The sequence below is a fragment of the Arthrobacter sp. FX8 genome (assembly GCF_026723805.1).
Taxonomy (GTDB): Bacteria; Actinomycetota; Actinomycetes; order Actinomycetales; family Micrococcaceae; genus Arthrobacter.
This window is the reverse complement of record NZ_CP113505.1, coordinates 2,239,837-2,262,078: the sequence shown is the minus strand read 5'-3', so window position 1 is coordinate 2,262,078 and position 22,242 is coordinate 2,239,837. Positions and strand designations below refer to the sequence as shown.

Below are 22,242 nucleotides of genomic sequence, written 5' to 3'. Positions count from 1 at the left end.
CTTAGTAACGGTTGATGGCCGGGAGGCTGGGCGCGGTCTTGATAACCGAACCTGCGGTGGCTTCCCACGCCTTCTTGTACGAGCCGTCCTTCCCGAAGGCTTCCAGCTGGTCGTTGATCCAGTTGCGGAACTCGGTATCACCCTTCTTCAGGCCGATGCCGTAAGGCTCCTTGGTGAAGGTTTCCTCTGAGGCGAGCTTGAAGGCATCCGGCTCCTTGTCAACGAAACCGGCGAGGATCACGTTGTCCGTGGTGACGGCTTCAACCTGCTTGTTGCGAAGCGGCTCCAGGCAGGCGGAGTAGGTGGCGGCCGGAACCAGTTCCGCGCCGTACTTGTCCACGATGGTGGCGGCCGGGGTGGAGCCCGTCACGGAGCAGACCTTCTTGCCCTTGACGTCCTCGGGCTTCTTGATGGAGTCGTTGTCCTTGTTCACCATGAGGGCCTGGCCGGCTTCGTAGTACGGGCCGGCGAAGTCGACAACCTGCTTGCGCTTGTCGCTGATGGTGTAGGTGGCAATGACCAGATCCACCTTGCCCTGCTCAATGAAGGGCTCGCGGTTGGCCGAAACGGTCTCGGACCATTCGATCTTGTCCGCGGCGATGCCCAGCTTGGCGGCGATCAGCTTGCCGATTTCAACGTCGAAACCGACGGGCTTGCCGTCCAGGCCAACCTGGCCGAACAGTGGCTGGTCGAACTTGGTGCCGATCTTGATGGTGCCGGCGGAGGACAGCTTTGCCATGGTGGTTCCGGCAGCGAACGACGGCTTCTCAACGGGGCTGGGGTTGCTGGAGCCACCCGAGTCTCCGCCGCCACAGGCGCTGAGGGACAGGGCGAGGGCAGCGGTGGCCGCCACGACGAAGGATTTCCGCCTGGACATAAATGCCTTCATGACATTCCTTTCATTGGTGGCCGTGGGTTTCCGGCCTGGATGCGAACTGACGTGTGATGGTTCGAATAACTCAGTGGGTGAGGAGCTTGGACAGGAAGTCCTTGGCGCGGTCGCTCTTCGGGTTGGTGAAGAATTCCTCCGGGGTGGCGTCCTCCACGATCTGGCCGTCCGCCATGAAGACCACGCGGTCGGCGGCCTTGCGGGCGAAGCCCATCTCGTGCGTGACCACAATCATGGTCATGCCTTCCTTGGCCAACTGGACCATGACGTCCAGGACCTCGTTGATCATTTCGGGGTCCAGTGCGGATGTGGGCTCATCGAACAGCATGACCTTCGGCTTCATTGCCAGGGCGCGGGCAATCGCCACACGCTGCTGCTGGCCGCCGGAGAGCTGGGCCGGCAGCTTGGGCGCCTGGTGGCCCACGCCCACCCGTTCGAGCAGGGCCATGGCGTCCTTTTCCGCGGCCGCCTTGGACACGCCCTTGACCTTGATGGGCCCCAGGGTCACGTTCTCGAGGATCGTCTTGTGGGCGAAGAGGTTGAAGGACTGGAAAACCATTCCGACGTCGGCACGGAGCTGCGCGAGCTCCTTGCCTTCCTCGGGGAGGACTTTCCCGTCGATGCTGATGGTTCCGCCCTCAATGGTTTCCAGGCGGTTAATGGCCCGGCAGAGGGTGGACTTACCGGATCCCGAGGGTCCGATGACCACAACAACCTCGCCCTTGCGGACCTGCAGGTTGATGTCCTTCAAAACGTGCAGCTGGCCGTAATGCTTGTTTACGGCGTTCAGGGAGACGAGGGCATCGCCGGGCACATGAGTAGTCATAGGAACGAATCTAGCGAAGAACCGTGCGTTATGACGCCAATCACCCCAAGTTCCTGCTGATCGTGATTCAAGAGATACCTGGAGTGGGAGGTTAGCCTAGGGGAATGAGTATCAACGCAGATCCGGCCAAGAATTCCCAGCCCCGCCGTAAGGGGCCCCTTGAGCTGCGGCGCAAGCAGGCGGCCGTGGAGATGTCGGACCAGCACCTGCTTGATACCAAGGGTCCGGGCCAGTTTGTCCACACCGATCCGTGGCGGGTCCTGCGGATCCAAAGTGAATTCGTCGAAGGTTTCGGTGCCCTGGCGGACATTGGAAAAGCGGTCAGCGTTTTCGGCTCGGCGCGGACCAAACCGGGCAGCCAGTACTACGAGATGGGTGTGGAGGTGGGCCGCAAGCTCGCCGAAGCCGGAGTCGCGGTAATTACCGGTGGCGGGCCGGGCTCCATGGAGGCGGCCAACCGGGGGACGGTGGAGGGCAACGGCGTATCGGTTGGCCTTGGCATCGAGTTGCCGTTCGAGCAGGGCCTGAACCAGTGGGTGGACCTGGGCATCAACTTCCGGTACTTCTTTGCCCGCAAGACGATGTTCGTCAAATACGCGCAGGGCTTCATTGTGCTCCCCGGCGGGCTGGGCACCCTGGATGAGCTGTTCGAGGCCATGGTCCTGGTCCAGACGCGCAAGGTGACCTCGTTTCCCATCGTGCTCCTCGGCGTCGAATTCTGGGGACCGATGATCGACTGGATCAGGGGCACCCTGGTGGCCGAAGGCATGGTCTCGGAAAAGGACCTGGACCTGATCCAGCTCGTGGACGATCCCGCGGAGGCGGTGGACCGGGTCCTGCATGCAGGCGTGACACCGTCCCTGAACGGGGAACAGCGGCCGGAGTAGCTGCAGGCCAAAGTCCGGGCCGCCGGTCTGGCACGATGGAACCGTGAGCTTCTTCCTCGTTTTCCTGGCCGTCGTGCTGGTGGCGGCCGTCCTTTGGGCCGGCCTGGGCCGGCGCGCCCGCAAGACCGGCGGGGCTGCGCTGCCCGCCCTTTTGGACGGGGGATTCGACGAGCCGCCCGCCAACCTGCCGCCCGTGCTGCTTCCGGAGCGTGCCGCTCCGGAAGACGTTGAGCAGATCCGCTTTTCGCTTGGCCTGCGCGGCTACCGGATGGACCAGGTGGACCAGGTCCTGGACGAGCTGCGGGACCAGTTGACCGCAAGGGACACCGAGCTGGCGGAGCTGCGTATCCGGCTGGCTGCCATGGAGCAGGCGGGGGAGCAGGCTTCCGACGGCGGACCCGCGGCACCCGGCGGGAGGGCACCTGAAGTGCCAGGCAGCGGGAACGCCGGGAGTGGGGAGGCCGACGAGGTTGCCGTGCCAGGACAGGGCGGCCTGTGAGCACGGTGGCCCCCGCAACGCTCCGCCCTCTGCCGGCACCCTGGCCCGGCGCCTGGCCTCAGCCGTCCGCAACTGGCCGTGGTGGCTCCAGGTCACCGGCCTGTATGCCGCCGCACGCCTCGTTTCGGCCTGCATCTTCATGGCCGCGGCGCTCCACCAGGGCGTCAACCCCTGGTTCCCGCCCAAGCCGGATTACTGGAACTTCATCAACATCTGGGACGCCCGCTGGTACGCCCAGGTCATCGCCAACGGCTACCCGTCAATCCTTCCCACGGATGCCGCCGGCAATGTGCAGGAAAATACGTGGGCTTTCTACCCGCTCTATCCTGCACTGGCCGGTGGACTTAGCCGCCTCACCGGCCTGAACCCTGCCGCCTCGCTGACCCTCATCGCCATGCTGGCCGGCTGGGCGGCCGCCCTGGTGGTCTACACGCTCTTCCGGCAGAAGGCCGCACACGTGCCGGCCATGTGGGGGGTAGCGTTCTTTTCGACTTTTCCCGTCTCCGCCGTGCTGCAGGTCCCGTATGCCGAGCCGCTGTCACTCCTGCTGCTGGCCGCGGCCCTGCTGCTGGTAGTACGCCGGCAGTACCTCTGGGCCATCCCCGCGGTGTTCCTGCTGTGCCTGTCCCGGCCGGTGGGCGTCCCCTTCGCCGCCATGGCGGGGCTGCTGCTGGTCTTCCGCGCCGCCGCGCACGTCCGGAAGGGGCGGCAGCGCGGCGCGGATGAAGCAGCCCATTCCCTCCGGGACCTGGCGGCACTGACAGGGCTCACCGCCGTCGCAGGCGTTTCCGCGCTGGCCTGGCCCGCCGCCGCCTGGGCAGCGACGGGCGACCCGCAGGCCTATACCAAAACCGAGACGGTGTGGCGGGGCCAGGACCTGGTCCCGTTCCAGCCGTGGTTCGACACCGGCGTCGAACTCTTCGGCCCCGTGCTGGGCCTTCTGGCCCCCGTGGTTTTCGTGGCACTGTTCATTGCCATGCTGTTCCTTCCCCCGGTGGTGCGGCTCGGCGTCGAACTGCGGCTTTGGTGCGCCTGCTACATGGGTTACCTGCTGATGTTCCTCCATCCGCAAACCAGCACCTTCAGGATGCTGCTGCCGCTGTTTCCACTGGCCCTGGGGGCGGCGTTCCTGTCCCGTTCCAGGGCTTACCGGGGCACGGTGGTGGTGATGTTCCTGCTGCTTCAGATGGTCTGGATCGTCTGGCTCTGGGCCTGGGCGCAGCTTCCCGGCGGAGGGGATTATCCGCCCTGACAAATCAGGCTTCCGCGCAGGTCAGCCGGGAAATAACAGTTGCCGGAAAATGTCCATCGATTAGCTACGTACGGGTAATTCCGCGATAATGATAGGTAAGCAAGGACAAAAGCATTCAGAAAACGCGCAGCCTTGGCGGTGGCACCACCACCCCGCCATAGCGGCCTGATCGACATGCGGACACAGCCCGCCCGGGCTGATCAGTCCTGGGACAAAATGGAGGGGAATTCCTCATGGCGGCTATGAAACCACGCACCGGCGACGGCCCAATGGAAGTCACCAAGGAGGGCCGCAGCCTGATCATGCGCGTCCCGCTCGAAGGCGGCGGGCGCCTGGTGGTCGAACTGAACGCTGCCGAGGCAGCCAACCTCAAGGAATGCCTGGTAGGCGTTACCGAATAGTCGTACCGGACAGGGTGCGCGGCCCGCGGGCTGCGCACCCTGTCCTTTGGGACGCTTACTTCTTGACTGCCACCAGCAGGCCATCGCCGGTGGGGAGCATTGCCGACGCCAGCCTGTCGTCGTCGCGGATTGCCCTGCCCACCTGCCGCAGGACCACCGTGGTGGCCTCCCGGCCCGCCGGGTTGGCAACCTTGTCCTTGTCCAGCGCGTCATTGATGACCAGCAGCCCCGCGGGTTTCAGCAGCCGGATGGCCTGCTCCACATAGCCCGGAAGGCCCGGCTTGTCCGCGTCGATGAAGACGAGGTCGTAGGCGCCATCGGTCAGCCGTGGCAGGACGTCGCCCGCACGGCCGGAAATGGTGCGGGTGCGGTTGGCGGGACTGCCGGCCTCCGCAAACGCTTCGCGGGCGGCCCTCAGGTGCTCCACATCCACGTCGATGGTGGTCAGGACTGCGTGCGGTCCCAGGCCCCGCAGCAGGCAGACGCCGGAGACGCCGGCGCCGGTGCCGATCTCGACGGCGGTCTGGGCTTTGGAGGCGGCGGCCAGCACCGTCAGGACGGCCCCCACGCCGGGGCTGATGGCGCTTACCCCCAATTCAAATGAACGTTCCCGGGCCCGAAGCATAACCTCATCCTCAGCGGGCAGATCTTCTGCATAGGACCAGCTGCTGGATTTGTCGGCGCTCATGAATTATCGCTTTCTGGGCGTAAGGGGGAATGTCTCCTCAAGCCTACTGTGTTCGGGCCGGCCGGCCGGGAAAGCGGCCGTTGCGCCGAAGGCTGAAGTTTGCCAATGGTCAGGAAATTCCCAGCCAAGTTTGACATGATTGATATCCGCTCATCCAAAAGGTGACCGGCGCCGAATCAGAGATGTCAACAGTATCCGGGCGTTAGCATTCCACGAGGGGAGTGGACGATGTCATCTTCAGTTGTGGCACCTGTCCCTGCAGTAAACAATCCCGATGATGAGTGGGTCCGTCCCACCTGGGAAGAAGTGGTCACCAACCATTCCGCAAAGGTGTACCGGCTGGCGTACCGCCTGACCGGAAACAAGTACGACGCCGAGGACCTCACCCAGGAGGTGTTTGTCCGCGTCTTCCGGTCGCTGGAGAACTTCAAGCCAGGAACACTCGATGGCTGGCTGCACCGCATCACCACCAACCTGTTCCTTGACCAGGCCCGGCGCAGGACCCGCATCCGGTTCGACGCCCTCGCGGAGGACGCCGAGTCCCGGCTGCCCGGCCGTGAGCCGGGGCCGGAGCAGAGCTTCGAGCTGAACAACCTGGACCTGGACGTACAGGCCGCGCTGGAGGAACTGCCGCCGGACTTCCGTGCCGCCGTGGTCCTGTGCGACCTCGAGGGGCTGTCCTACGACGAAGTCGCCGAGGCCCTGGGCGTGAAGCTGGGCACCGTCCGCTCACGCATCCACCGCGGCAGGACCATGCTCCGTGAAAAGCTGGCCCACCGCGACCCCCGCCCGCAGCAGTCCCGCCGCAAGCTTGCGATGCCACGCATCGCCGGCATCCTCTGAACGGCACATGAAGTCCCAGTTTCCTTTCGGCGGCAGGCATCAGCGCAGCGGCAGCCACCTTGAGGCCTGCCAGGAGTGTGCTGCGGCCGTGCGCCGGGAACGGCAGTACCTTGAGCGTCTGCGCGATGCTCCCATTCCGCCCGCCAGCCAGGACCTGACGGCGCGGCTGCTGACCCGCACCCACGAATTGGCAGCCCAGCCGCCCGCCCCTGCCCATCAGGGCGGGACCTCCCGTGTGGCCGCCCGGGCACTTGCATTCACCGCGGGCGGAACCATGGCAGCGGCCGGAGTGCTGGCCGTAGGGGCCTTCACGGCAGCGGGAGACCCTGCGGCCGGGGAACGGGCGGGGACCGAAGCAGCCTTTTCGCACGTCTCGTCCCAGACCCCTGCGGACGGCCGGACCTTGACCGCCGCGCAGCTGGCCACGTTGCGTTCCGAGGGGTGGGCCTGCCCCGAACTGCAGGCCATGGGATTCCATGTGGAAGCGGCCAGGGCGCTGGTGGTTGACGGGCAACCTGCAGTGGAGCTGCGGCTCACCGACGGTACCCATCACGCCACCGTCACGGAACAGCACCCGGTTGATCATCAACCGGCCGGCAACGCCACACCGGCTCCGGGCGGCCCGGCGGGGAGGGCACCGCCGGCCAAGGTGGTCCAATGCAGGTTTCGAGCACCTCTCCCTGGTCCGCCACCTACCGGGCAGCCGGCCTCACCATCACTTACCGCTCCGATCTGCCCCCCGAGCAGGCAGATGATGCCCTGCCCATGCTCAAGCAGTACGCCGATACCGCGGCGGAAGGGGTTGCCGCCGCCGTGCCCGACACCACAGTGACGCCGGCACCGGAGCCCCTGGAGTCGCGGCTGGAGCGCGGGATCAACAAGATAGCTGCCCTGTTCACCCAGTAATGCAGACTGTTTTCCCGTCCGCCGGACGGGAATCGTCACTCGCAGCCCGGAGAGGGTAATCTTCCTAAAGTGTTTGGAATCAACGGCCCGGAGTTCATCCTTCTGCTGATCATCGGCGTGCTGGTGATCGGCCCCCAGCGGCTGCCGGAATATACCCAGAAGCTGGCAAACCTGGTCAAGGAACTCCGCCGCATGGCTTCCGGGGCGCGTGAACAAATCAAGGAAGAAGTGGGCATCGACATTGACGATGTCGACTGGAAGAAGTACGACCCCCGCCAGTACGACCCCCGCCGCATCATCAAGGAAGCACTGCTCGACGACGACACCAAGCCCGTCAGCGCAAATGCTCCGGCCGCCGTGGCAGCAGTTTCCGGCGCCGCGGCCGTGGCGGATGCAGCCCCGCAGCGGCCCGAAAGAGTCGTGCAGAGGCTGGCCCCTGGCGATGCAGCCCCTTTCGACACCGAAGCCACCTAGGGTTTTCGGGCCCGCCAGTTCCGGCCCGGTCAGCGCGGCTGCAGTCCCAGCTTCATCCCTGCAAGGCCACGGGGTTTAGCGGCCAACTGCCCTGCGATGCCGGCCAGCGCCACAGCGCCCGCCGAAGCAGGTTGGCCCAGCACGATCGGAACCCCCGAGTCCCCGCCTTCGCGCAGCTGGATGTCCAGGGGAATCTGGCCCAGCAACGGTACCTCCGCCCCGACCGTGGCGCTGAGGCGTTCGGTGAGGACCGCCCCGCCGCCGCTTCCAAACAGTTCCATCCGGCCGCCGTCGGGCATCTCCAGGTAGGACATGTTCTCGATGACGCCCGCGATCTTCTGACCCGTCTGGGTGGCGATGGCGCCAGCGCGTTCGGCAACGTCCGCCGCCGCCGCCTGGGGCGTGGTGACCACCAGGATTTCGGCCTTGGGCAGGAGTTGGGCCACGGAAATGGCGATGTCACCCGTACCCGGCGGGAGATCCAGGAACAGGGCGTCCAGGTCGCCGAAGTAGACGTCGGTGAGGAACTGTTCCAGGGCCCGGTGCAGCATGGGTCCCCGCCAGGCAACCGGCTGGTTGCCGGTGACGAACATGCCAATGGAGATCACCTTCACGCCGTACGCAACCGGGGGCAGGATCATGTCGTCCACCTGGGTGGGTTTCTGGGTGATGCCCATCAGCGCAGGGACGGAGAAGCCGTAGACGTCTGCATCCACGATGCCCACACGCAGGCCTTGGGCAGCCAGGGCCGTGGCCAGGTTGACGGTGACCGAGGACTTGCCCACTCCGCCCTTGCCGCTGGCCACGGCGTAGACCCTGGTAAGGGAATCGGGCTCATTGAAGGTGATTTTGCGCTGGCCGCCGGCGCCGCGCAGCTTCTCCTTGAGGGCATCGCGCTGGGCCTGGTCCATCACCTTGAGCTCGACGTCGACGGCGGTGACGCCGGGGACTGCGAAAAGGGCCTTTTGCGCATCGGCGGTGATGGTGTCCCGCAGCGGGCAGCCGGCAATGGTGAGCAGGACCGCCACGCTCACCTTGCCGTCGTCGGAAACCTGGACGGAGTCCACCATGCCCAGTTCGGTGATGGGGCGCCGGAGTTCGGGATCGATCACGGTGGCGAGGGCGCTGTTGACGGCCTGTGCCAGTGCCGGTTGGGTGGAGTCAGCGGGATCGATGGGGGCGCTCATGGGAGGAGCCTCGGCTTTCGTACGGATGCGGCGGCGGGCCTGCCGGAGGGCGGCCTGGCGGTCATTGGGCAGAGTGGCCCGGTTTCACCCGGGGGATCTGCTGGGTGCGCGGGCTGCGTTGCCGGTCCCGCTGTTCGCGCAGCTTGTCCTTGACCTTGTCCCGTGGGGATTCGTGCGAACCGGGGCCCGTGTCATCGTGGGTCCGCAGTTCCTCCTGGGCTTCCAGCAGGTCTTCAAGGAGTGAGCGCAGCTCGGCGCGGACGTAGTCGCGGGTGGCTACCTCGCGCAGGGCGATCCGCAGGGAGGCCAGTTCCCGGGTCAGGTACTCGGTGTCGGACAGGTTGCGTTCGGCGCGCTGGCGGTCCTGCTGCACCGAGACGCGGTCGCGGTCATCCTGCCGGTTCTGCGCCAGCAGCAGCAGGGGCGCGGCGTAGGAAGCCTGCAGCGACAGCATCAGGGTCAGCAGGGTGAAGCCAAGGTCCCTTGAATCGAACTGCCACTCGACGGGCGCCCACGTGTTCCAGCCCAGCCAGAAAATACAGAACACCGTCATGTAGACCAGGAACTGCGGGGTGCCCATGAACCGGGCAAAGCCCTCGGTGGCGTGGCCGAATGCGTCCGGATCCGGGGAGAACTTGGGCAGGATCCGCTGCCGGGCGCTCAAGGGAGTATCGAGACTGCCTTTTGATTCCGCGTTGGCCAGGTTCCGCTGGCTGGGGTTCTTCGGGGCGCTGTTATCAGCCAATGCGGCCACCGAGCTTTCTTATCGGGGCTTCGCCATCATGGGCGCGCCAGTCGTCCGGCAACAAGTGATCCAATACGTCATCAACAGTCACCGCCCCCACAAGCCGGCCGGCGTCGTTGACCACCGGGAGGGAGTTGAGGTTGTAGGTGGCCAGGGTCCGTGCCACTTCGCTGATGTGGGCCTGGTCGGACAACGGCTCGAGGTTCTTGTCCACCAGGTTTCCCAGAGCCTCGAACGGCGGGAAGCGCAGCAGCTGCTGGATGTGCACCACACCCAGGAAGCGGCCGGTGGGGGTTTCCAGCGGCGGCCGGGCAATAAAGATCGACGACGCCAGCGCAGGGGAGAGCTCCTCCCGCCGGACGTGGGCCAGGGCTTCGGCAACCGTGGCTTCCGGCGGCAGGATGACCGGTACCGGAGTCATCAGGCCGCCGGCGGTGTCCTCGTCGTATTCAAGCAGGCGGCGGACGTCCTCCGCGCCTTCGGGTTCCATCAGCTGAAGGAGTTCCTCTGCCTGGGCGGAGGGGAGTTCGCCGAGGAGGTCGGCGGCGTCGTCGGGGTCCATCTCCTCGAGGACGTCGGCGGCGCGCTGGACATCCAGCGCGGAGAGGATTTCCACCTGGTCGTCCTCGGGAAGCTCCTGGAGGACGTCGGCCAGCCGCTCGTCCTGCAGTTCGCTGGCCACTTCGAACCGGCGCTTGTCGCTCATCTCCTGCAGTGCCTCGGCGAAGTCAGCGGGCTTGAGGTCCTCGTGGTTGGCCACGAACTGTGTGGCTGCCTGCGGCTCGGTGCGTGGCCCCTGCTGGGCGTCCGCCCAGTCAATGATCAGTGTTTCGTTGCGGCGCAGCCGGCTCAAGGGGGACAGTGAGTGGCCGCGCCGGACAAAAAGCTTGCTGACGAACCAGTCGCGGGACCGGTGCTGGTCGATGGCGATGTCCTCGATGGTGGCGTCCCCGCTGCCGTCACGGAGGGTGACCCTGCGGTCGAACATCTCCGCCACCACCAGCGTTTCGGCTCCGCGCTGTTCAAACCGGCGCAGGTTGACCAGGCCCGTGCAGATGATCTGGGTCTGGTCGATCGAGGTAATGCGCGTCATGGGCACGAAGACGCGCTTCTTTCCCGGTACTTCCACCACGATGCCCACCACGTGGGGGCTCCCTGGGTTCCGCGGGACAGCACAACAACATCGCGCAGCCGGCCCAGCCGGTCGCCCAGCGGGTCGAAGACATCGAGGCCCAGGAGGCGCGCCACGAAGACGCGAGTAGGTGTTGTGCTCACCACTACAGGCTACCGAGTCTGCTCTCTTTTAGCTGAATTTACAGGCAGCACCCACCTTGATGGGCAAGAATGGGGTTATGTCGAACATTTTTGGTCCTCCCAGGGCCGGCGCCGCGAACGGACCGGACGATGCCCGGGCTGTTCCCACCGGCGACACCGTTGGCTCGTACACTTCCTACCTCGACGCCCAAAAAGCGGTTGACTACCTGGCGGACCAGCAGTTCCCGGTCCAGATGGTCTCCATCGTGGGCAATGAACTGAAGATGGTGGAGCGGGTCACCGGGCGTCTCAGCTACCCCCGGGTGGCGCTGTCGGGGGCGTTGAGCGGCATGTGGTTCGGCCTGTTCGTCGGCGTCATGCTGTCCTTCTTCGCACCCTCGCCCGGCTACTTCTCGATCATGACGTCGGTGCTGATGGGTGCGGCGTTCTTCATGCTCTTCGGCATCGTCACGTACGCCATGCAGCGCGGCAAGCGGGACTTCACGTCCACCAGCCAGGTGGTGGCAACGAGCTATGACGTGATCGTTGCGCCGGAGGCCGCCCACGAGGCGCGGCGCCTGCTGCAGCAGCTGCCCATGACGCGTTCGGACGCGGCAGCGGGCCAGCGGCCGTACACACAGCACGACTACTACAACCAGCCGTACCAGCACCAGCAGCAGCCGGGGCAGCAGCAGGGCCCTGCCCGTCCCGCCGGATGGAACGATCCCTACGGCCAGCGGTCCGCCGGCACAGCCGCCGAGGATGGATCAGCCCAGGACGGAAGTGGCTACGCAGGCGACGCCGGCCAGCAGCACAGTGGCCAGCAGCACAGTGGGCAGCAGCACGGCGGGCAGCAATACGACGGCGGCCAGCACCAGCCGGCGCAGCCGGCAAGCCCGGTCCGGGCCGTCCGCTACCCGGACCTGCCGGATGGCCGCCCGCAGTACGGCGTGCGCCTGCCGCAGGGTCCCGGCGCCGGACAGCCAGGGCCAGGACAGCCAGATCCCCGACAGCCTGCGCCAGGACAGAACGCGGAACACCAACCCGACGCCCGGCATGGCCAGGACGGGGACCAGCACCACGGCGACCACCGGGAGTAGGACGGCCGGAGCAGCCAAGGTCCAGGAAGCCTGAAAGCCAAGGAAACCTGAAAGCCAAGGAAACCTGGGAGCGCCAACGCAAAGAGCGGGGCCGCCGGAACGAATCCGGCGGCCCCGCTCTTTGCTGTTTCCGGCCGGGGTCAGGCTTCTTCGGTCCGGTAGATGCCGGCCATCCAGTCCTCCACGTCTTCCGGTTTCCGCGGCAGGGCGGCACTGAGGTTCACGGGGCCGTCAGCGGTCATGAGGATGTCGTCCTCGATCCTGATGCCGATGCCGCGGTATTCCTCGGGAATCGCCAGGTCTTCCTTCTTGAAGTACAGGCCCGGTTCGATGGTGAAGACCATGCCTTCGGTGAGGATGCCGTCCAGGTAGAGTTCGCGTTTGGCCTGCGCGCAGTCGTGCACGTCCAGTCCCAGGTGGTGGCTGGTGCCGTGCGGCATCCACCGGCGGTGCTGCTGCCCCTCGGGGCTGATGGCCTCCTCCACGCTGACCGGCAGGATGTCCCATTCGGCCAGGCGTTCTGCCAGCACGGTGGTGGCGGCGGTGTGGATGTCACGGAACTTGGTTCCCGGCCGGGCAGCGGCGAACCCGGCGTCGGCAGCATCAAGGACTGCCTGGTAGACCTTGCGCTGGATGTCGCTGAAGGAGCCGCTGGCCGGAAGCGTCCGGGTGATGTCTGCTGTGTAGAGCGAGTCGGCCTCGACACCGGCGTCCAGGAGCAGGAGCTCGCCGGCGTGGATGCGTCCGGTGTTGCGGGTCCAGTGCAGCACGGTGGCGTTGTTGCCGGATGCTGCGATGGTGTCGTAACCCAGTTCGTTGCCCACTTCGCGGGCGCGGGCGAAGAAGGCTCCCTCCACCACCCGCTCGCCGCGGGCATGCGTCAGTGCCCGCGGAAGGGCCTTGACCACTTCTTCGAAGCCTTCGACGGTGGCCGCCACCGCGATCTTCATTTCCTCGATTTCCCACTCATCCTTGAGCAGGCGCAGTTCGGAAAGGGCCTCACTGAGCTTTTCGTCCAGGGCATCAAGGACGCCAAGGTCCAGGTTCTCAGGGTCCCTGGCCGTGTTGTACCGGGCCGTGTCCACCAGTGCGTCAATGTTCTCGTCCACTTTGCGGACCAGGCGGATGGAGATTCCGCCGATCTCCGGGGCGCCCACATCCTTGGTGATGGCCGTTTCCAGTTGGTCGATGTGCGCGGTGGCCAGTCCCAGGCGGGCCTCGAATTCCTCCAGGGTGGGGCGGGCCCCAATCCAGAACTCGCCGGAGCGGGAATCGGCGTAGAACTGTTCGGTGTCCCTGCCGGCCAGCGGCCGGAAGTACAGCGTCGCGCGGTGGTTCCCGCCGTCGTCGCCCGTTCCTTCTGCCACGGGTTCCAGGATCAGGACGGCATCCGGTTCGTGGTCCAGGCCCAGCCCGGTCAGGTGGGCGAAGCCGGAGTGCGGGCGGAAGCGGTAGTCGCAGTCGTTGGAACGGACTTTCAGGGGCCCCGCGGGGATGATCAGGCGTTCGCCGTTGAACAGGGCGGAGATCGCCTTGCGCCGGGCAGCGGCGTATCCGGCGACGGCGTCCCGCTGCGGAAGCTCCTGGCTGGACGGCGCCCAGTTGCTGGCCATGAAGGCCTTGAAAGCGTTGGAACTGGGCCGCTGCGAGCGGTTGTTGACGCGCTCCTCCAACGGCTGGGAAGCAGAGTTTTGGGTGTTTTCGGCATCGTTCACGGCACCATCGTCTCACCAGCATCCCGGCTAAGCGAACAGGACAGCCGGGTCCCGGGGCCGTGGTCCACTACGCTGGACCAGTGAGGATTGACCTGCATGCCCACTCCAATGTTTCCGACGGTACCGAAACGCCCGCCGATGTCATGGCGTCCGCCGCGCGTGCCGGCCTTGATGTGGTGGCCCTGACCGACCACGACTCCACGGCAGGCTGGGCGGAGGCGGCAGCGGCCGCAGCAACCTGCGGGGTGGCACTGGTACCGGGCATGGAGGTTTCATGCCGGACGGAGGAGGGCATCAGCGTCCACCTGCTGAGCTATCTGCATGATCCCACCCATCCCGGCCTCCTGGAGGAAATCACCAAGGCCAAGGATTCCCGCCTCACCAGGGCCGAACGGATGGTCACCATCCTGGCGGAGGACTACCCGCTGACGTGGGATGACGTGATCCACCACGTGGCACCCGGCGCCACCCTTGGACGGCCGCACATCGCAGACGCCCTCGTCGCGGCGGGCGTGGTGGAGGACCGTTCGGAAGCCTTCGCCTCCATCCTCACCTCCCGGTCCCGGTACTTCATCCCGCACTATGCTCCGGACCCGGCCACCGCCGTCGAACTCGTCCGTGCCGCCGGCGGCGTGCCCGTGTTCGCCCACCCTGTGGCGTCCGCACGGGGACGGATCGTGGGGGAGCGGACCTACCGCGACATGATCGACGCCGGGCTGGCCGGCCTGGAGATCGACCACCGGGACAACCCGGAAGAGGGCCGGGACTTCCTGCGCAGGCTCGCGGCCAAACACGGCCTGCTGATTACCGGTTCCTCCGATTACCACGGCACCGGCAAGCCCAACCTGCTCGGCGAAAACCTCACGGCACCCGACATGCTCGCGCGGATCGAGGCACTCGGCACGGGAGCCGCCGTCGTCCGGCCCTAGCTGGGCTGGAACGAGGCAACGGTGGCGTGCGCGCCCAGCCGCTTGGCCATGATGTCAATGGCGGGCTGGTTCTGGTCCACGCACACGAACTTCCGGCCAAGCTTGGCGGCAACGGCCCCCAGCGTTCCGGAGCCGGCGAAGAAGTCCAGGCACCAGTCACCGGGCCGGCTCGAGGCGGCCACCACCCGCCGGACCAGGCCCTCCGGCTTCTGCGTGGGGTAACCGGTCTTCTCCTTGCCGGTGGGTGAGACGATGGTGTGCCACCAGACGTCGGTGGGCAGCTTTCCCAGCTCGCGCTTGGCAGGCGTTACCAATCCAGGCGCCATGTACGGCTCGCGGTCCACCTCGGCGCTGTCGAAGTGGTACTTCGCCGGGTTCTTGACGTACACCAGGATGTTGTCGTGCTTGGTGGGCCACCGGTTTTTGGCCCGCGCGCCGTAGTCGTAGGCCCAGATGATCTCGTTCAGGAAGCATTCGCGGCCAAAGATCGCATCAAGCATCACTTTGGCGTAGTGCACCTCGCGGTAGTCCAGGTGCAGGTAGAGGGTTCCGTCGTCGGCCAGCAGGCGCCATGCCTCCACCAGCCGGGGTTCCAGGAAGGACCAGTAGTCGCTGAACGCGTCATCGTAGCGGTGCAGGGCGCCCTTGATGGTGTCGTAGGAGCGGCCCTTGAAGCCCACGCGGTCCCCGCTGCCGCCGGCGTTAACCACCATCCTGGTTTCCTGGCGCAGCTGCGGCCTGCCCGTGTTGAAGGGCGGGTCCACGTAAATCAGTGTGAAGGCGCCGTCCGGCAGCGTGGGGAGGTACTCCGCGTTGTCAGCGTGTACCACCAGGCTGCCGCCGTCCGGCGCCCAAACAGTGTCAGTCATCGGGGCAGTTAGCCCTCTGACGTGCCAGGCTGCGTGCCCGTGTCGGCGCCTGCCACCACTTCGCCGTTGCGGCGGCGGGTGCGGGTCCGGGGCCTGCGGGTGCGTGAAGGCTGTTCGCCGCCCGTTGCGGGTGCGGCAGCCTCGGCCGCGGGAGCGGCGGCGGAGTCCGGCGTCCGACGGCGGCGCTCGCCGCTGCGCGCGGTGTCGCCTCCGCTGCGGCTTCCTTCGCTGCGGGAACCTTCGCGGCTGCCAGTGCGGCTTTCCCGCCCACGGCCGTCCCGTTCCCGGGACCGGCCGCCGTCGCGGCTGCCGCCGCGGCTGTTCTTCTTGCCGGTTTCGCCCAGGTCCTCAAGCACCTCGGCGTCGACGCCAGCCAGGGTCCGCTTGTCACGCGGCAGCCGGCCCTTGGTACCCACGGGGATGTCGAGGTCCGCGAAGAGGTGCGGCGAGGAGGAGTAGGTTTCGACAGGTTCGGGCACATTGAGGCCCAGCGCCTTGTTGATCAGCACCCAGCGGGGAACATCGTCCCAGTCCACGAACGTGACAGCGGTGCCCTTGTTGCCCGCGCGGCCGGTGCGGCCCACCCGGTGCAGGTAGATCTTTTCGTCTTCCACGCACTGGTAGTTGATCACGTGGGTGACGTCCTCGACGTCGATGCCGCGCGCCGCGACATCGGTTGCCACCAGGACGTCCACCTTGTTGTTGCGGAATGCCCGCAGTGCCTGTTCACGGGCGCCCTGGCCCAGGTCACCGTGGATGGCAGCGGCAGCGAAGCCGCGGTCCACCAGTTCCTCGGCCACCTTTGCGGCGGTGCGCTTGGTCTTGGTGAAGATGATGGTCCGTCCGCGGCCGCGGGCCTGCAGGATGCGTGCCACCACTTCGATCTTGTCCATGCTGTGCGCACGGTAGATCAGCTGGCGGATATCGCGCTTGGTCAGGCCCTCGTCCTCAGGGTCCGCGGCGCGGATGTGCGTGGGCTGGGTCATGTAGCGGCGGGCCATGGCGATGACCGGACCGGGCATGGTGGCGGAGAACAGGAGCGTCTGGCGGACTGCGGGAGTTGCCGCGATGAGGGTCTCGACATCCGGCAGGAAGCCAAGGTCCAGCATCTCGTCAGCTTCGTCCAGCACCACGATCTTGACGTTCTTCAGGCTCAGGTGCTTTTGCTTGAAAAGGTCGATCAGCCGGCCGGGGGTACCCACCACAACCTCGACGCCCTGCTTGAGGGCCTCCACCTGGGGCTCGTAGGCGCGGCCGCCGTAAATGGTGGCGATCCTCGCGTTGCGCTTCCGGGAAGCGGTCACCAGGTCACCGGCCACCTGCACCGCCAGTTCGCGGGTGGGGACGATGACCAGGGCCTGCGGGGCTCCCGGGACGGCCAGCTTGGCGTAGCCGGGGTCGTCCTGCCCGATGACCCGCTGCAGGGCGGGGATGCCGAAGCCCAGGGTCTTGCCGGTGCCTGTCTTGGCCTGGCCGATGATGTCGTGGCCGCCCAGCGCCACCGGAAGGGTCATGGCCTGGATGGGGAACGGGTGGGTGATCCCGGCGTCAGCCAGGGATTCCACGATGTCCTCGCGGACGTTGTAGTCGGCAAAGGACTTTTCCGCGATCTCGTGCGGGGTCTCGTCGGAGATGATGGTTTCTTCCGGCTCGATGGTTTCCGTGCCGGTCTCATCGCTCAGGAGCTGGTGGGTATGCAATTCACTCACGGGGGAGTTTCCTTATTCATTTGGGCAATGGCGCTGCCTGCTCAACGGGCCGGCCAGGACTGGCCGTTCCGGAGCACGCTCAGGCGCGCAAGCGATTCCAGTGGAAGCCGATCGCGGGCTATCTAATGCTGGCACTGGTGACCAACGGGCAAATCTCAAGATCGCGTAGGGGCGGGCTTGTTGGTTTCAAATCAAGGAAATCAACGACCGGGCATCCATTTCTACCCTCTCAGTCTAGCTGCAAGGTCGCAGAAACACGTTTCGGCCCGCCTGCCGCGGCCGCCGCCGCTTACGGGATCAGCTCGAAATGGATCTCGCGGGTGGTGATGTCCGAGGAAACCAGCCGGACCCGGACCTTGGTACCCGACTCCAGCTCGCCGGCGCACCGGGCAGTGACCGCGGGCTCGGCAATCTGGATGATGCCCGAACTTCCGGTGCCGTTTCCGTTCTTCCCGTTGCCGTTTTTCACCGTCCCGGTCCCGTTTCCATTCCCGTTTCCGTTTTGCGGCCGGGAGCCGGAAATCACGATCGCATCGAACTCCTGCCCGATGTGGTTCAGCAGCAGCGCGGCCTCAACGGTGTCCAGGGCCAGTCGTTCCATCCTGGACGCGAGCTGGTCCGATCCGGCCATGATGCCCGGCAGGAGCGGCAGGGCTTCCCGCGCCCAGTCCGGAACATCCCCGCCATTGCTGAGGGCCTCGCAGATCACCAGCACAAAGCGGTCCACCAGGCGGCGGAGCGGCGCGGTGGTGTGGGCATAGGCCGCGCCGATGGCAGACTGCACGCCGTCCTCGGGGACCGTTCCGTCAAAGGCGGTATAGGAGGCGCCCCGGAACAGCATGCCGGCGGAATGCATGATGGCCAGCTGGCGGGGATCGGTGGGATCCAGGGAACGCAGGTATTCGCCGTAGCTGACTTCACCGTCCCAGGGCCTGCCCAGCACCTCGGTCTGCAGCCGGAAATGCTTCAGCGACCGTTCGTCCGGGGCGGGCATGGTGCGCAGGATTCCCACCTTGCCCTCCAGCATGAGCTGCGCGGCGGCCATCCCGGTCATCAGGGAAATCTGCGCGTTCCAGTCCTCCACGGGAAGCTGCGGTACGGCAGCAATGCGGTAGCCGCCGTCGGGCAGCTGGACAATTTCCTGCTCGGGCATGTTGAGGCTGGCCCCGCCGCGTTCCCGCTCCAGGGCCACCCGCTTCAGGCCCACCTCGCGGAGGAGCCGCAGCACCGGCGAGGCCGTCCCGGCGTCGAGGTCTTCCTGCGCACCCTTGTAGCTGAGCTTGTCGCGGCTGCGGACCCGCGCCCGCCTGACGCCCACCGACACAACCGTTGCGTCGCCGTCGAGCGTGAAGTCCCATACGAAAGCCGAACAATCCTGGCCCGGCAGCAGGCTTCCTGCCCCCTCGCTGATCACTTCCGGGTGCAGCGGAATCCGGCCGTCCGGAGCGTAGAACGTCTGGCCGCGGCGCCGGGTCTCGGCGTCCAGGGGACCTCCCGGCGCAACAAACGCCGGCACATCGGCGATCGCGTACATTACCCGGTAGCCGTTCCCGTCCGGTTCGATGAACACCGCCTGGTCCAGGTCCGTGGAGGAGGCCGGATCGATGGTCACGAACTGGACGGCGGTCAGGTCGTAGGACGGAAGCTTCAGCGCTGCCACAGCGGCCCGGGCATCCGCCACTGCCTCAGCCGGGTACGGTCCCGGCAGTTCAAGTTCGGTGCGCAGCAGGCCCAACGCCTCTTCCAGGGCGTTCCTGTGGTCATGGACGTTTGGAGCCAGCCGATGATGTGACACAAAAGTCAGCGTAGCTCCAAGTCCGCCGATATGGCATCAGGCGGCGGCGTCCAATGCGTCGAGGAGGGAGGCGGCAGCGGCGGCGGGATCGGAGGCCTCGGTGATGGCGCGCACCACCACGATCCTGCGCGCACCGGCTTCCGCCACCTGGTGGACGTTTCCGTGGTCAATGCCGCCAATGGCGAACCAGGGCACGGGGTCCGCCGCCTGCCGTGAGGCCTCGGCGGCATACTTCACCAGGTCAGTGCCCACGGCGGACCTGCCGGGTTTGGTGGGGGTTGCCCAGACCGGACCCACGCAGAAGTAGTCCAGCCCGGCTGGTCCGGCAGTTGCTGCCAGGGCGGCGTCCACCTGCCCGGTGGTGTGGCTGGAGAGCCCGATGGCGGCGTTGCCGTTGACCAGCGTGCGCGCCGCCGCCAGCGGCAGGTCCTTCTGGCCGATGTGGAACACCGGTGCCCCGGAGAGGACGGCGATGTCCGCACGGTCATTGACCGCCCACAGCTTTCCGTGCCGTACCGCGGATTCCTTCAGCACCGCCAGGAGGTCCAGTTCCTCGGCCGCCTCGATGGTCTTGTCGCGCAGCTGGATGATGTCCACGCCACCGGCGAACGCGGCGTCAACGAACTCCGCGAAGTCGCCGCGGTCCCGGCGCGCATCGGTGCAGAGGTACAGGCGGGCTGCCTTCAGGGCGTCGTTGTCCCGTGAATTGACGACTTCGGTGGCTGGAGCGTGGTGGCCGGCGGGAAAGGATGGGGTGGACACATTCATGCGTGCAAGCCTAGTTCCTCTAAACTGGGCTGGTACTGCGGGAGCCCGCGGCGGCTGTCACAAAGCGCCGGGCTGAGAGGGCGTCAGAGCCGACCGCTTGACCTGATCCGGTTAATGCCGGCGTAGGGAAGGAACCCACATGCGTACCCCCTTCACCCATCACCCCGGGTCCGCCCGCAGCTCCATTCCCTCCACCCTCCGGGCCGACGTTGCCGTCATCGGCGGGGGAGTGGTGGGGCACGGCATTGCCTGGGAGGCGCAGCGTTCCGGGCGCTCGGTGGTCCTCATTGATGACGCGCCCGGTACCGGCGCCAGCTGGGCGGCGGCCGGCATGCTGGCTCCCGTCAGCGAACTGCATTACCAGGAGGAAGAGCTCCTGGAACTGATGCTTGACGCATCATCGCGCTGGCCCGGGTTCGCCGCCGGGCTGGGCAGGGCAACGGGCGCGGATTCCGGATACCTGACGACGCCGACCCTCGCCGTGGGTGCCGACGCGGCCGACCGCCGGGCGCTGATGGACCTGCGCACAGTCCAGCAGGCCAACGGGCTGGCGGTGGAACCCCTGACCGTGCGGGAGGCCCGGAAGCGTGAGCCGCTGCTCAGCCCGGCCATTGCGTGCGCACTTGATACCCCGGCGGACCACCAGGTGGATCCCCGGCGCCTGGTGGCCGCCTTGCGGCTGGCCCTGGCCGGCGCGGCGCAGGAGCAGCCCCAGCTGGCGGTTGCCGGGGCAGTGGAAGGTTTTGCCGTGCCGGAGCGGGCAGCCGGGCTGCTGTGGGAGGGCGGAACGGTTTCCGGGGTCCGCCTGGCCGGCGGCGGCACGGTGCTGGCAACGGAGACCGTGGTGGCCAATGGCCTGCAGGCGGGGGCGCTTGACGGCCTGCCGGACGGCCTTGAGCTGCCGCTGCGGCCCGTGCACGGGGATATCCTGCGCCTTGCCGTTCCCCGCCACCTTCAGCCCTTGGTGACGTCAACGGTGCGCGGCCTGGTCCACGGCATCCCCGTGTACATCGTTCCCAGGCAGGACGGGACCGTGGTGATCGGAGCTACGCAGCGGGAGGACGCCCTCTCCGATGCCGTGAGTGCCGGCGGCGTCTACCAGCTGCTGCGGGATGCGCAGGCTCTGGTGCCCGCCGTCGCTGAACTCGAACTCCTGGAATGCACCGCCCGCGCCCGCCCCGGTACCCCTGACAACGCGCCGCTCCTGGGCCGGGTGCCGGCCGCTCCGGGCGCCGGGGGAGGACAGGCCGGGCACGTCCCCGGACTCATCATCGCCACCGGGTTCTTCCGGCACGGAGTCCTGCTCACTCCCGCCGCGGCGGCCATCTGCAGGGAACTGCTGGACGGCAGGGCCGATCCCCGCTGGGGACCCTTCAGCCCGGACCGGTTTTCCAGGCCGGCAACGGCAGCAACAAGCCCCCACATCAAGGAGACTGCGTGAACATCACCCTTAACGGAAACCCGCACACGGTGGCCGACGGAGCTTCGATCACCACGCTGGTCAGCGAGGTCACCGGACGCCCGCTGGCGGACAACGGACAGGCGACCGACGGCGGGAAACTCGGCGTCGCCGTCGCGCACAATGCCCATGTGGTGCCGCGCAGCCAATGGTTCGCCACCGCGCTCGCCGACGGCGACGACATCGAACTTGTTACAGCAGTACAGGGAGGCTGACGCCATGACCGAAACCAGCACCATCAACCCTGCAGGAAACGCCGGTGCCGGCGACGCCCTGGTGATCGACGGCGTCGAGCTGGGTTCCAGGCTCATCATGGGCACCGGGGGAGCGCCCAGCCTCGATGGCCTGGGCGCGGCGCTCCTTGCCTCCGGCACCGCACTGACCACCGTGGCCATGCGGCGCTACTCCACGGCTGAAACCGGCTCGCTGTTCCAGCTGCTGGTGGATCACGGAATCCGGGTCCTGCCCAATACGGCCGGCTGCTTCACGGCCAGGGACGCGGTCCTTACCGCGGAACTGGCCCGGGAGGCCCTGGAAACAGACTGGGTGAAACTGGAGGTCATCGCCGATGAACAAACCCTCCTGCCGGACGCCGTGGAACTGGTCGAGGCCACCGAGCAGCTGGTCAACCGCGGCTTCAAGGTCTTCGCCTACACCAACGACGATCCTGTGCTGGCCCTGCGGTTGGAGAACCTTGGAGCCACCGCCGTCATGCCGCTGGGTGCCCCGATCGGCACCGGCCTGGGGATCCTGAACCCGCACAACATTGAGCTCATCGTTTCCCGGGCCTCCGTGCCCGTGGTCCTGGATGCCGGCATCGGCACGGCATCCGACGCCTCCCTTGCCATGGAGCTGGGCTGCGACGCCGTGCTGCTGGCCACGGCCGTGACCCGCGCCCAGAACCCCACCCTCATGGGAGAAGCCTTCAAGCACGCGGTGATCGCGGGCAGGATGGCCCGGGCGGCCGGGCGCATCCCGCGCCGGGAGCATGCCCTCGCCTCATCTGCCATGGAAGGCCGGGCCGAGTTCCTCTAGGCATCGGCCATT

At 66.8% G+C, this 22,242-nt stretch carries 23 protein-coding genes, 1 pseudogene and 1 riboswitch; of the genes and pseudogenes, 12 read left to right on the top strand and 12 right to left on the bottom strand.

From position 1 onward, the window contains the following. Window position 1: 1 nt before the first annotated feature. Together OUO20_RS10345 and OUO20_RS10340 are read right to left on the bottom strand one after the other, a co-directional pair. A complete protein-coding gene (locus OUO20_RS10345; protein WP_144599990.1) occupies window positions 2-889 on the bottom strand; it encodes a glutamate ABC transporter substrate-binding protein in 888 nt (295 codons plus the stop codon). A 70-nt stretch (window positions 890-959) separates the two neighbouring features. Continuing rightward, window positions 960-1,715 (bottom strand): amino acid ABC transporter ATP-binding protein, encoded by a 756-nt coding sequence (locus OUO20_RS10340; RefSeq protein WP_026265670.1) that lies wholly within the window; start codon window positions 1,713-1,715, stop codon window positions 960-962. A 104-nt stretch (window positions 1,716-1,819) separates the two neighbouring features. Here OUO20_RS10340 and OUO20_RS10335 point away from each other — a divergent pair, with 104 nt between their 5' ends. From OUO20_RS10335 to OUO20_RS10320, 4 genes are all read left to right on the top strand, one after another. Then, on the top strand, window positions 1,820-2,602 hold the full coding sequence (locus OUO20_RS10335) for a TIGR00730 family Rossman fold protein (protein ID WP_018768594.1): 783 nt from the start codon (window positions 1,820-1,822) through the stop codon (window positions 2,600-2,602). Window positions 2,603-2,645: 43 nt separating this feature from the next. After that, window positions 2,646-3,101, top strand: coding sequence for a DivIVA domain-containing protein (locus OUO20_RS10330; RefSeq protein ID WP_056394094.1), 456 nt, complete (start codon window positions 2,646-2,648; stop codon window positions 3,099-3,101). Between the two features lie 40 nt (window positions 3,102-3,141). Continuing rightward, window positions 3,142-4,353 carry a hypothetical protein gene (locus OUO20_RS10325; protein ID WP_268003416.1) on the top strand — a complete coding sequence of 404 codons (1,212 nt, stop codon included), beginning with the start codon at window positions 3,142-3,144 and terminating at the stop codon, window positions 4,351-4,353. 233 nt (window positions 4,354-4,586) lie between these two features. Next, window positions 4,587-4,754 carry a DUF3117 domain-containing protein gene (locus OUO20_RS10320; protein WP_009357720.1) on the top strand — a complete coding sequence of 56 codons (168 nt, stop codon included), beginning with the start codon at window positions 4,587-4,589 and terminating at the stop codon, window positions 4,752-4,754. 55 nt (window positions 4,755-4,809) lie between these two features. Here OUO20_RS10320 and OUO20_RS10315 read toward each other — a convergent pair whose 3' ends face one another. After that, window positions 4,810-5,442 carry an O-methyltransferase gene (locus OUO20_RS10315; RefSeq protein WP_018768591.1) on the bottom strand — a complete coding sequence of 211 codons (633 nt, stop codon included), beginning with the start codon at window positions 5,440-5,442 and terminating at the stop codon, window positions 4,810-4,812. Window positions 5,443-5,670: 228 nt separating this feature from the next. Here OUO20_RS10315 and sigE point away from each other — a divergent pair, with 228 nt between their 5' ends. Continuing rightward, a complete protein-coding gene (gene sigE, locus OUO20_RS10310; RefSeq protein ID WP_026265669.1) occupies window positions 5,671-6,285 on the top strand; it encodes an RNA polymerase sigma factor SigE in 615 nt (204 codons plus the stop codon). A gap of 216 nt (window positions 6,286-6,501) precedes the next feature. Here sigE and OUO20_RS10305 read toward each other — a convergent pair whose 3' ends face one another. Further along, entirely contained in the window at window positions 6,502-6,753 is a 252-nt protein-coding gene (locus OUO20_RS10305) for a hypothetical protein (RefSeq protein WP_268003343.1), read from the bottom strand. Between the two features lie 189 nt (window positions 6,754-6,942). On the opposite strand from OUO20_RS10305, the gene OUO20_RS10300 reads away from it, so the two are divergent. Beyond that, the gene (locus tag OUO20_RS10300; RefSeq protein ID WP_268003342.1) at window positions 6,943-7,191 is read left to right on the top strand and encodes a hypothetical protein; all 249 of its coding nucleotides are present in this window, start codon (window positions 6,943-6,945) and stop codon (window positions 7,189-7,191) included. A 69-nt stretch (window positions 7,192-7,260) separates the two neighbouring features. Next, window positions 7,261-7,665: a twin-arginine translocation protein subunit TatB gene (locus OUO20_RS10295; protein WP_018768588.1), complete on the top strand. Its 405-nt coding sequence runs from the start codon at window positions 7,261-7,263 to the stop codon at window positions 7,663-7,665. Window positions 7,666-7,694: 29 nt separating this feature from the next. On the opposite strand, the gene OUO20_RS10290 is transcribed toward OUO20_RS10295, so the two are convergent. From OUO20_RS10290 to OUO20_RS10280, 3 genes and pseudogenes are all read right to left on the bottom strand, one after another. Beyond that, window positions 7,695-8,852: an Mrp/NBP35 family ATP-binding protein gene (locus OUO20_RS10290; RefSeq protein WP_268003341.1), complete on the bottom strand. Its 1,158-nt coding sequence runs from the start codon at window positions 8,850-8,852 to the stop codon at window positions 7,695-7,697. Between the two features lie 61 nt (window positions 8,853-8,913). Continuing rightward, complete coding sequence (locus tag OUO20_RS10285) at window positions 8,914-9,606, bottom strand: DUF1003 domain-containing protein (protein ID WP_018768586.1); 693 nt, start codon at window positions 9,604-9,606, stop codon at window positions 8,914-8,916. Beyond that, a pseudogene (locus OUO20_RS10280) lies at window positions 9,590-10,872 on the bottom strand (magnesium transporter MgtE N-terminal domain-containing protein). The gene OUO20_RS10285 and the pseudogene OUO20_RS10280 overlap by 17 nt, the downstream one beginning before the upstream one ends. Window positions 10,873-10,949: 77 nt before the next feature. On the opposite strand from OUO20_RS10280, the gene OUO20_RS10275 reads away from it, so the two are divergent. Beyond that, on the top strand, window positions 10,950-11,951 hold the full coding sequence (locus OUO20_RS10275; RefSeq protein WP_268003340.1) for a general stress protein: 1,002 nt from the start codon (window positions 10,950-10,952) through the stop codon (window positions 11,949-11,951). A 140-nt stretch (window positions 11,952-12,091) separates the two neighbouring features. Here OUO20_RS10275 and OUO20_RS10270 read toward each other — a convergent pair whose 3' ends face one another. Beyond that, window positions 12,092-13,666: an aminopeptidase P family protein gene (locus tag OUO20_RS10270; RefSeq protein ID WP_056394082.1), complete on the bottom strand. Its 1,575-nt coding sequence runs from the start codon at window positions 13,664-13,666 to the stop codon at window positions 12,092-12,094. An 80-nt stretch (window positions 13,667-13,746) separates the two neighbouring features. Between OUO20_RS10270 and OUO20_RS10265 the strand changes: the two genes are divergently transcribed. Further along, entirely contained in the window at window positions 13,747-14,595 is an 849-nt protein-coding gene (locus OUO20_RS10265; RefSeq protein ID WP_018768582.1) for a PHP domain-containing protein, read from the top strand. On the opposite strand, the gene OUO20_RS10260 is transcribed toward OUO20_RS10265, so the two are convergent. The 4 genes from OUO20_RS10260 to thiE form a co-directional block, all read right to left on the bottom strand. Continuing rightward, complete coding sequence (locus OUO20_RS10260) at window positions 14,592-15,464, bottom strand: DNA-methyltransferase (protein ID WP_056394077.1); 873 nt, start codon at window positions 15,462-15,464, stop codon at window positions 14,592-14,594. The two genes, OUO20_RS10265 and OUO20_RS10260, sit on opposite strands and share 4 nt — an antisense overlap. Before the next feature lie 8 nt (window positions 15,465-15,472). Then, complete coding sequence (locus OUO20_RS10255; RefSeq protein ID WP_268003339.1) at window positions 15,473-17,173, bottom strand: DEAD/DEAH box helicase; 1,701 nt, start codon at window positions 17,171-17,173, stop codon at window positions 15,473-15,475. Between the two features lie 289 nt (window positions 17,174-17,462). Then, a complete protein-coding gene (locus OUO20_RS10250) occupies window positions 17,463-18,968 on the bottom strand; it encodes an RNB domain-containing ribonuclease (protein ID WP_134163763.1) in 1,506 nt (501 codons plus the stop codon). A 36-nt stretch (window positions 18,969-19,004) separates the two neighbouring features. Beyond that, on the bottom strand, window positions 19,005-19,736 hold the full coding sequence (thiE, locus tag OUO20_RS10245; protein WP_134163764.1) for a thiamine phosphate synthase: 732 nt from the start codon (window positions 19,734-19,736) through the stop codon (window positions 19,005-19,007). 27 nt (window positions 19,737-19,763) lie between these two features. Beyond that, a riboswitch (TPP riboswitch) is annotated at window positions 19,764-19,882 on the top strand. On the opposite strand from thiE, the gene thiO reads away from it, so the two are divergent. From thiO to OUO20_RS10230, 3 genes are all read left to right on the top strand, one after another. Continuing rightward, a complete protein-coding gene (gene thiO / locus OUO20_RS10240) occupies window positions 19,876-21,177 on the top strand; it encodes a glycine oxidase ThiO (protein ID WP_134163765.1) in 1,302 nt (433 codons plus the stop codon). (Overlaps the previous riboswitch by 7 nt.) Continuing rightward, window positions 21,174-21,410 carry a sulfur carrier protein ThiS gene (thiS, locus tag OUO20_RS10235; protein ID WP_018768576.1) on the top strand — a complete coding sequence of 79 codons (237 nt, stop codon included), beginning with the start codon at window positions 21,174-21,176 and terminating at the stop codon, window positions 21,408-21,410. The genes thiO and thiS overlap by 4 nt, the downstream gene beginning before the upstream one ends. Before the next feature lie 4 nt (window positions 21,411-21,414). Further along, entirely contained in the window at window positions 21,415-22,230 is an 816-nt protein-coding gene (locus OUO20_RS10230) for a thiazole synthase (RefSeq protein ID WP_018768575.1), read from the top strand. The last annotated feature ends 12 nt before the right edge of the window (window positions 22,231-22,242 follow it).

Coding starts and splice junctions, on each gene's coding strand:
- OUO20_RS10345 (WP_144599990.1), bottom strand. CDS start 889: ATGAAGGCATTTATGTCCAGGCGGAAATCCTTCGTCGTGGCGGCCACC.
- OUO20_RS10340 (WP_026265670.1), bottom strand. CDS start 1,715: ATGACTACTCATGTGCCCGGCGATGCCCTCGTCTCCCTGAACGCCGTA.
- OUO20_RS10335 (WP_018768594.1), top strand. CDS start 1,820: ATGAGTATCAACGCAGATCCGGCCAAGAATTCCCAGCCCCGCCGTAAG.
- OUO20_RS10320 (WP_009357720.1), top strand. CDS start 4,587: ATGGCGGCTATGAAACCACGCACCGGCGACGGCCCAATGGAAGTCACC.
- OUO20_RS10315 (WP_018768591.1), bottom strand. CDS start 5,442: ATGAGCGCCGACAAATCCAGCAGCTGGTCCTATGCAGAAGATCTGCCC.
- sigE (WP_026265669.1), top strand. CDS start 5,671: ATGTCATCTTCAGTTGTGGCACCTGTCCCTGCAGTAAACAATCCCGAT.
- OUO20_RS10305 (WP_268003343.1), bottom strand. CDS start 6,753: ATGGCCTGCAGTTCGGGGCAGGCCCACCCCTCGGAACGCAACGTGGCC.
- OUO20_RS10300 (WP_268003342.1), top strand. CDS start 6,943: ATGCAGGTTTCGAGCACCTCTCCCTGGTCCGCCACCTACCGGGCAGCC.
- OUO20_RS10290 (WP_268003341.1), bottom strand. CDS start 8,852: ATGAGCGCCCCCATCGATCCCGCTGACTCCACCCAACCGGCACTGGCA.
- OUO20_RS10275 (WP_268003340.1), top strand. CDS start 10,950: ATGTCGAACATTTTTGGTCCTCCCAGGGCCGGCGCCGCGAACGGACCG.
- OUO20_RS10260 (WP_056394077.1), bottom strand. CDS start 15,464: ATGACTGACACTGTTTGGGCGCCGGACGGCGGCAGCCTGGTGGTACAC.
- thiE (WP_134163764.1), bottom strand. CDS start 19,736: ATGAATGTGTCCACCCCATCCTTTCCCGCCGGCCACCACGCTCCAGCC.
- thiO (WP_134163765.1), top strand. CDS start 19,876: ATGCGTACCCCCTTCACCCATCACCCCGGGTCCGCCCGCAGCTCCATT.
- OUO20_RS10230 (WP_018768575.1), top strand. CDS start 21,415: ATGACCGAAACCAGCACCATCAACCCTGCAGGAAACGCCGGTGCCGGC.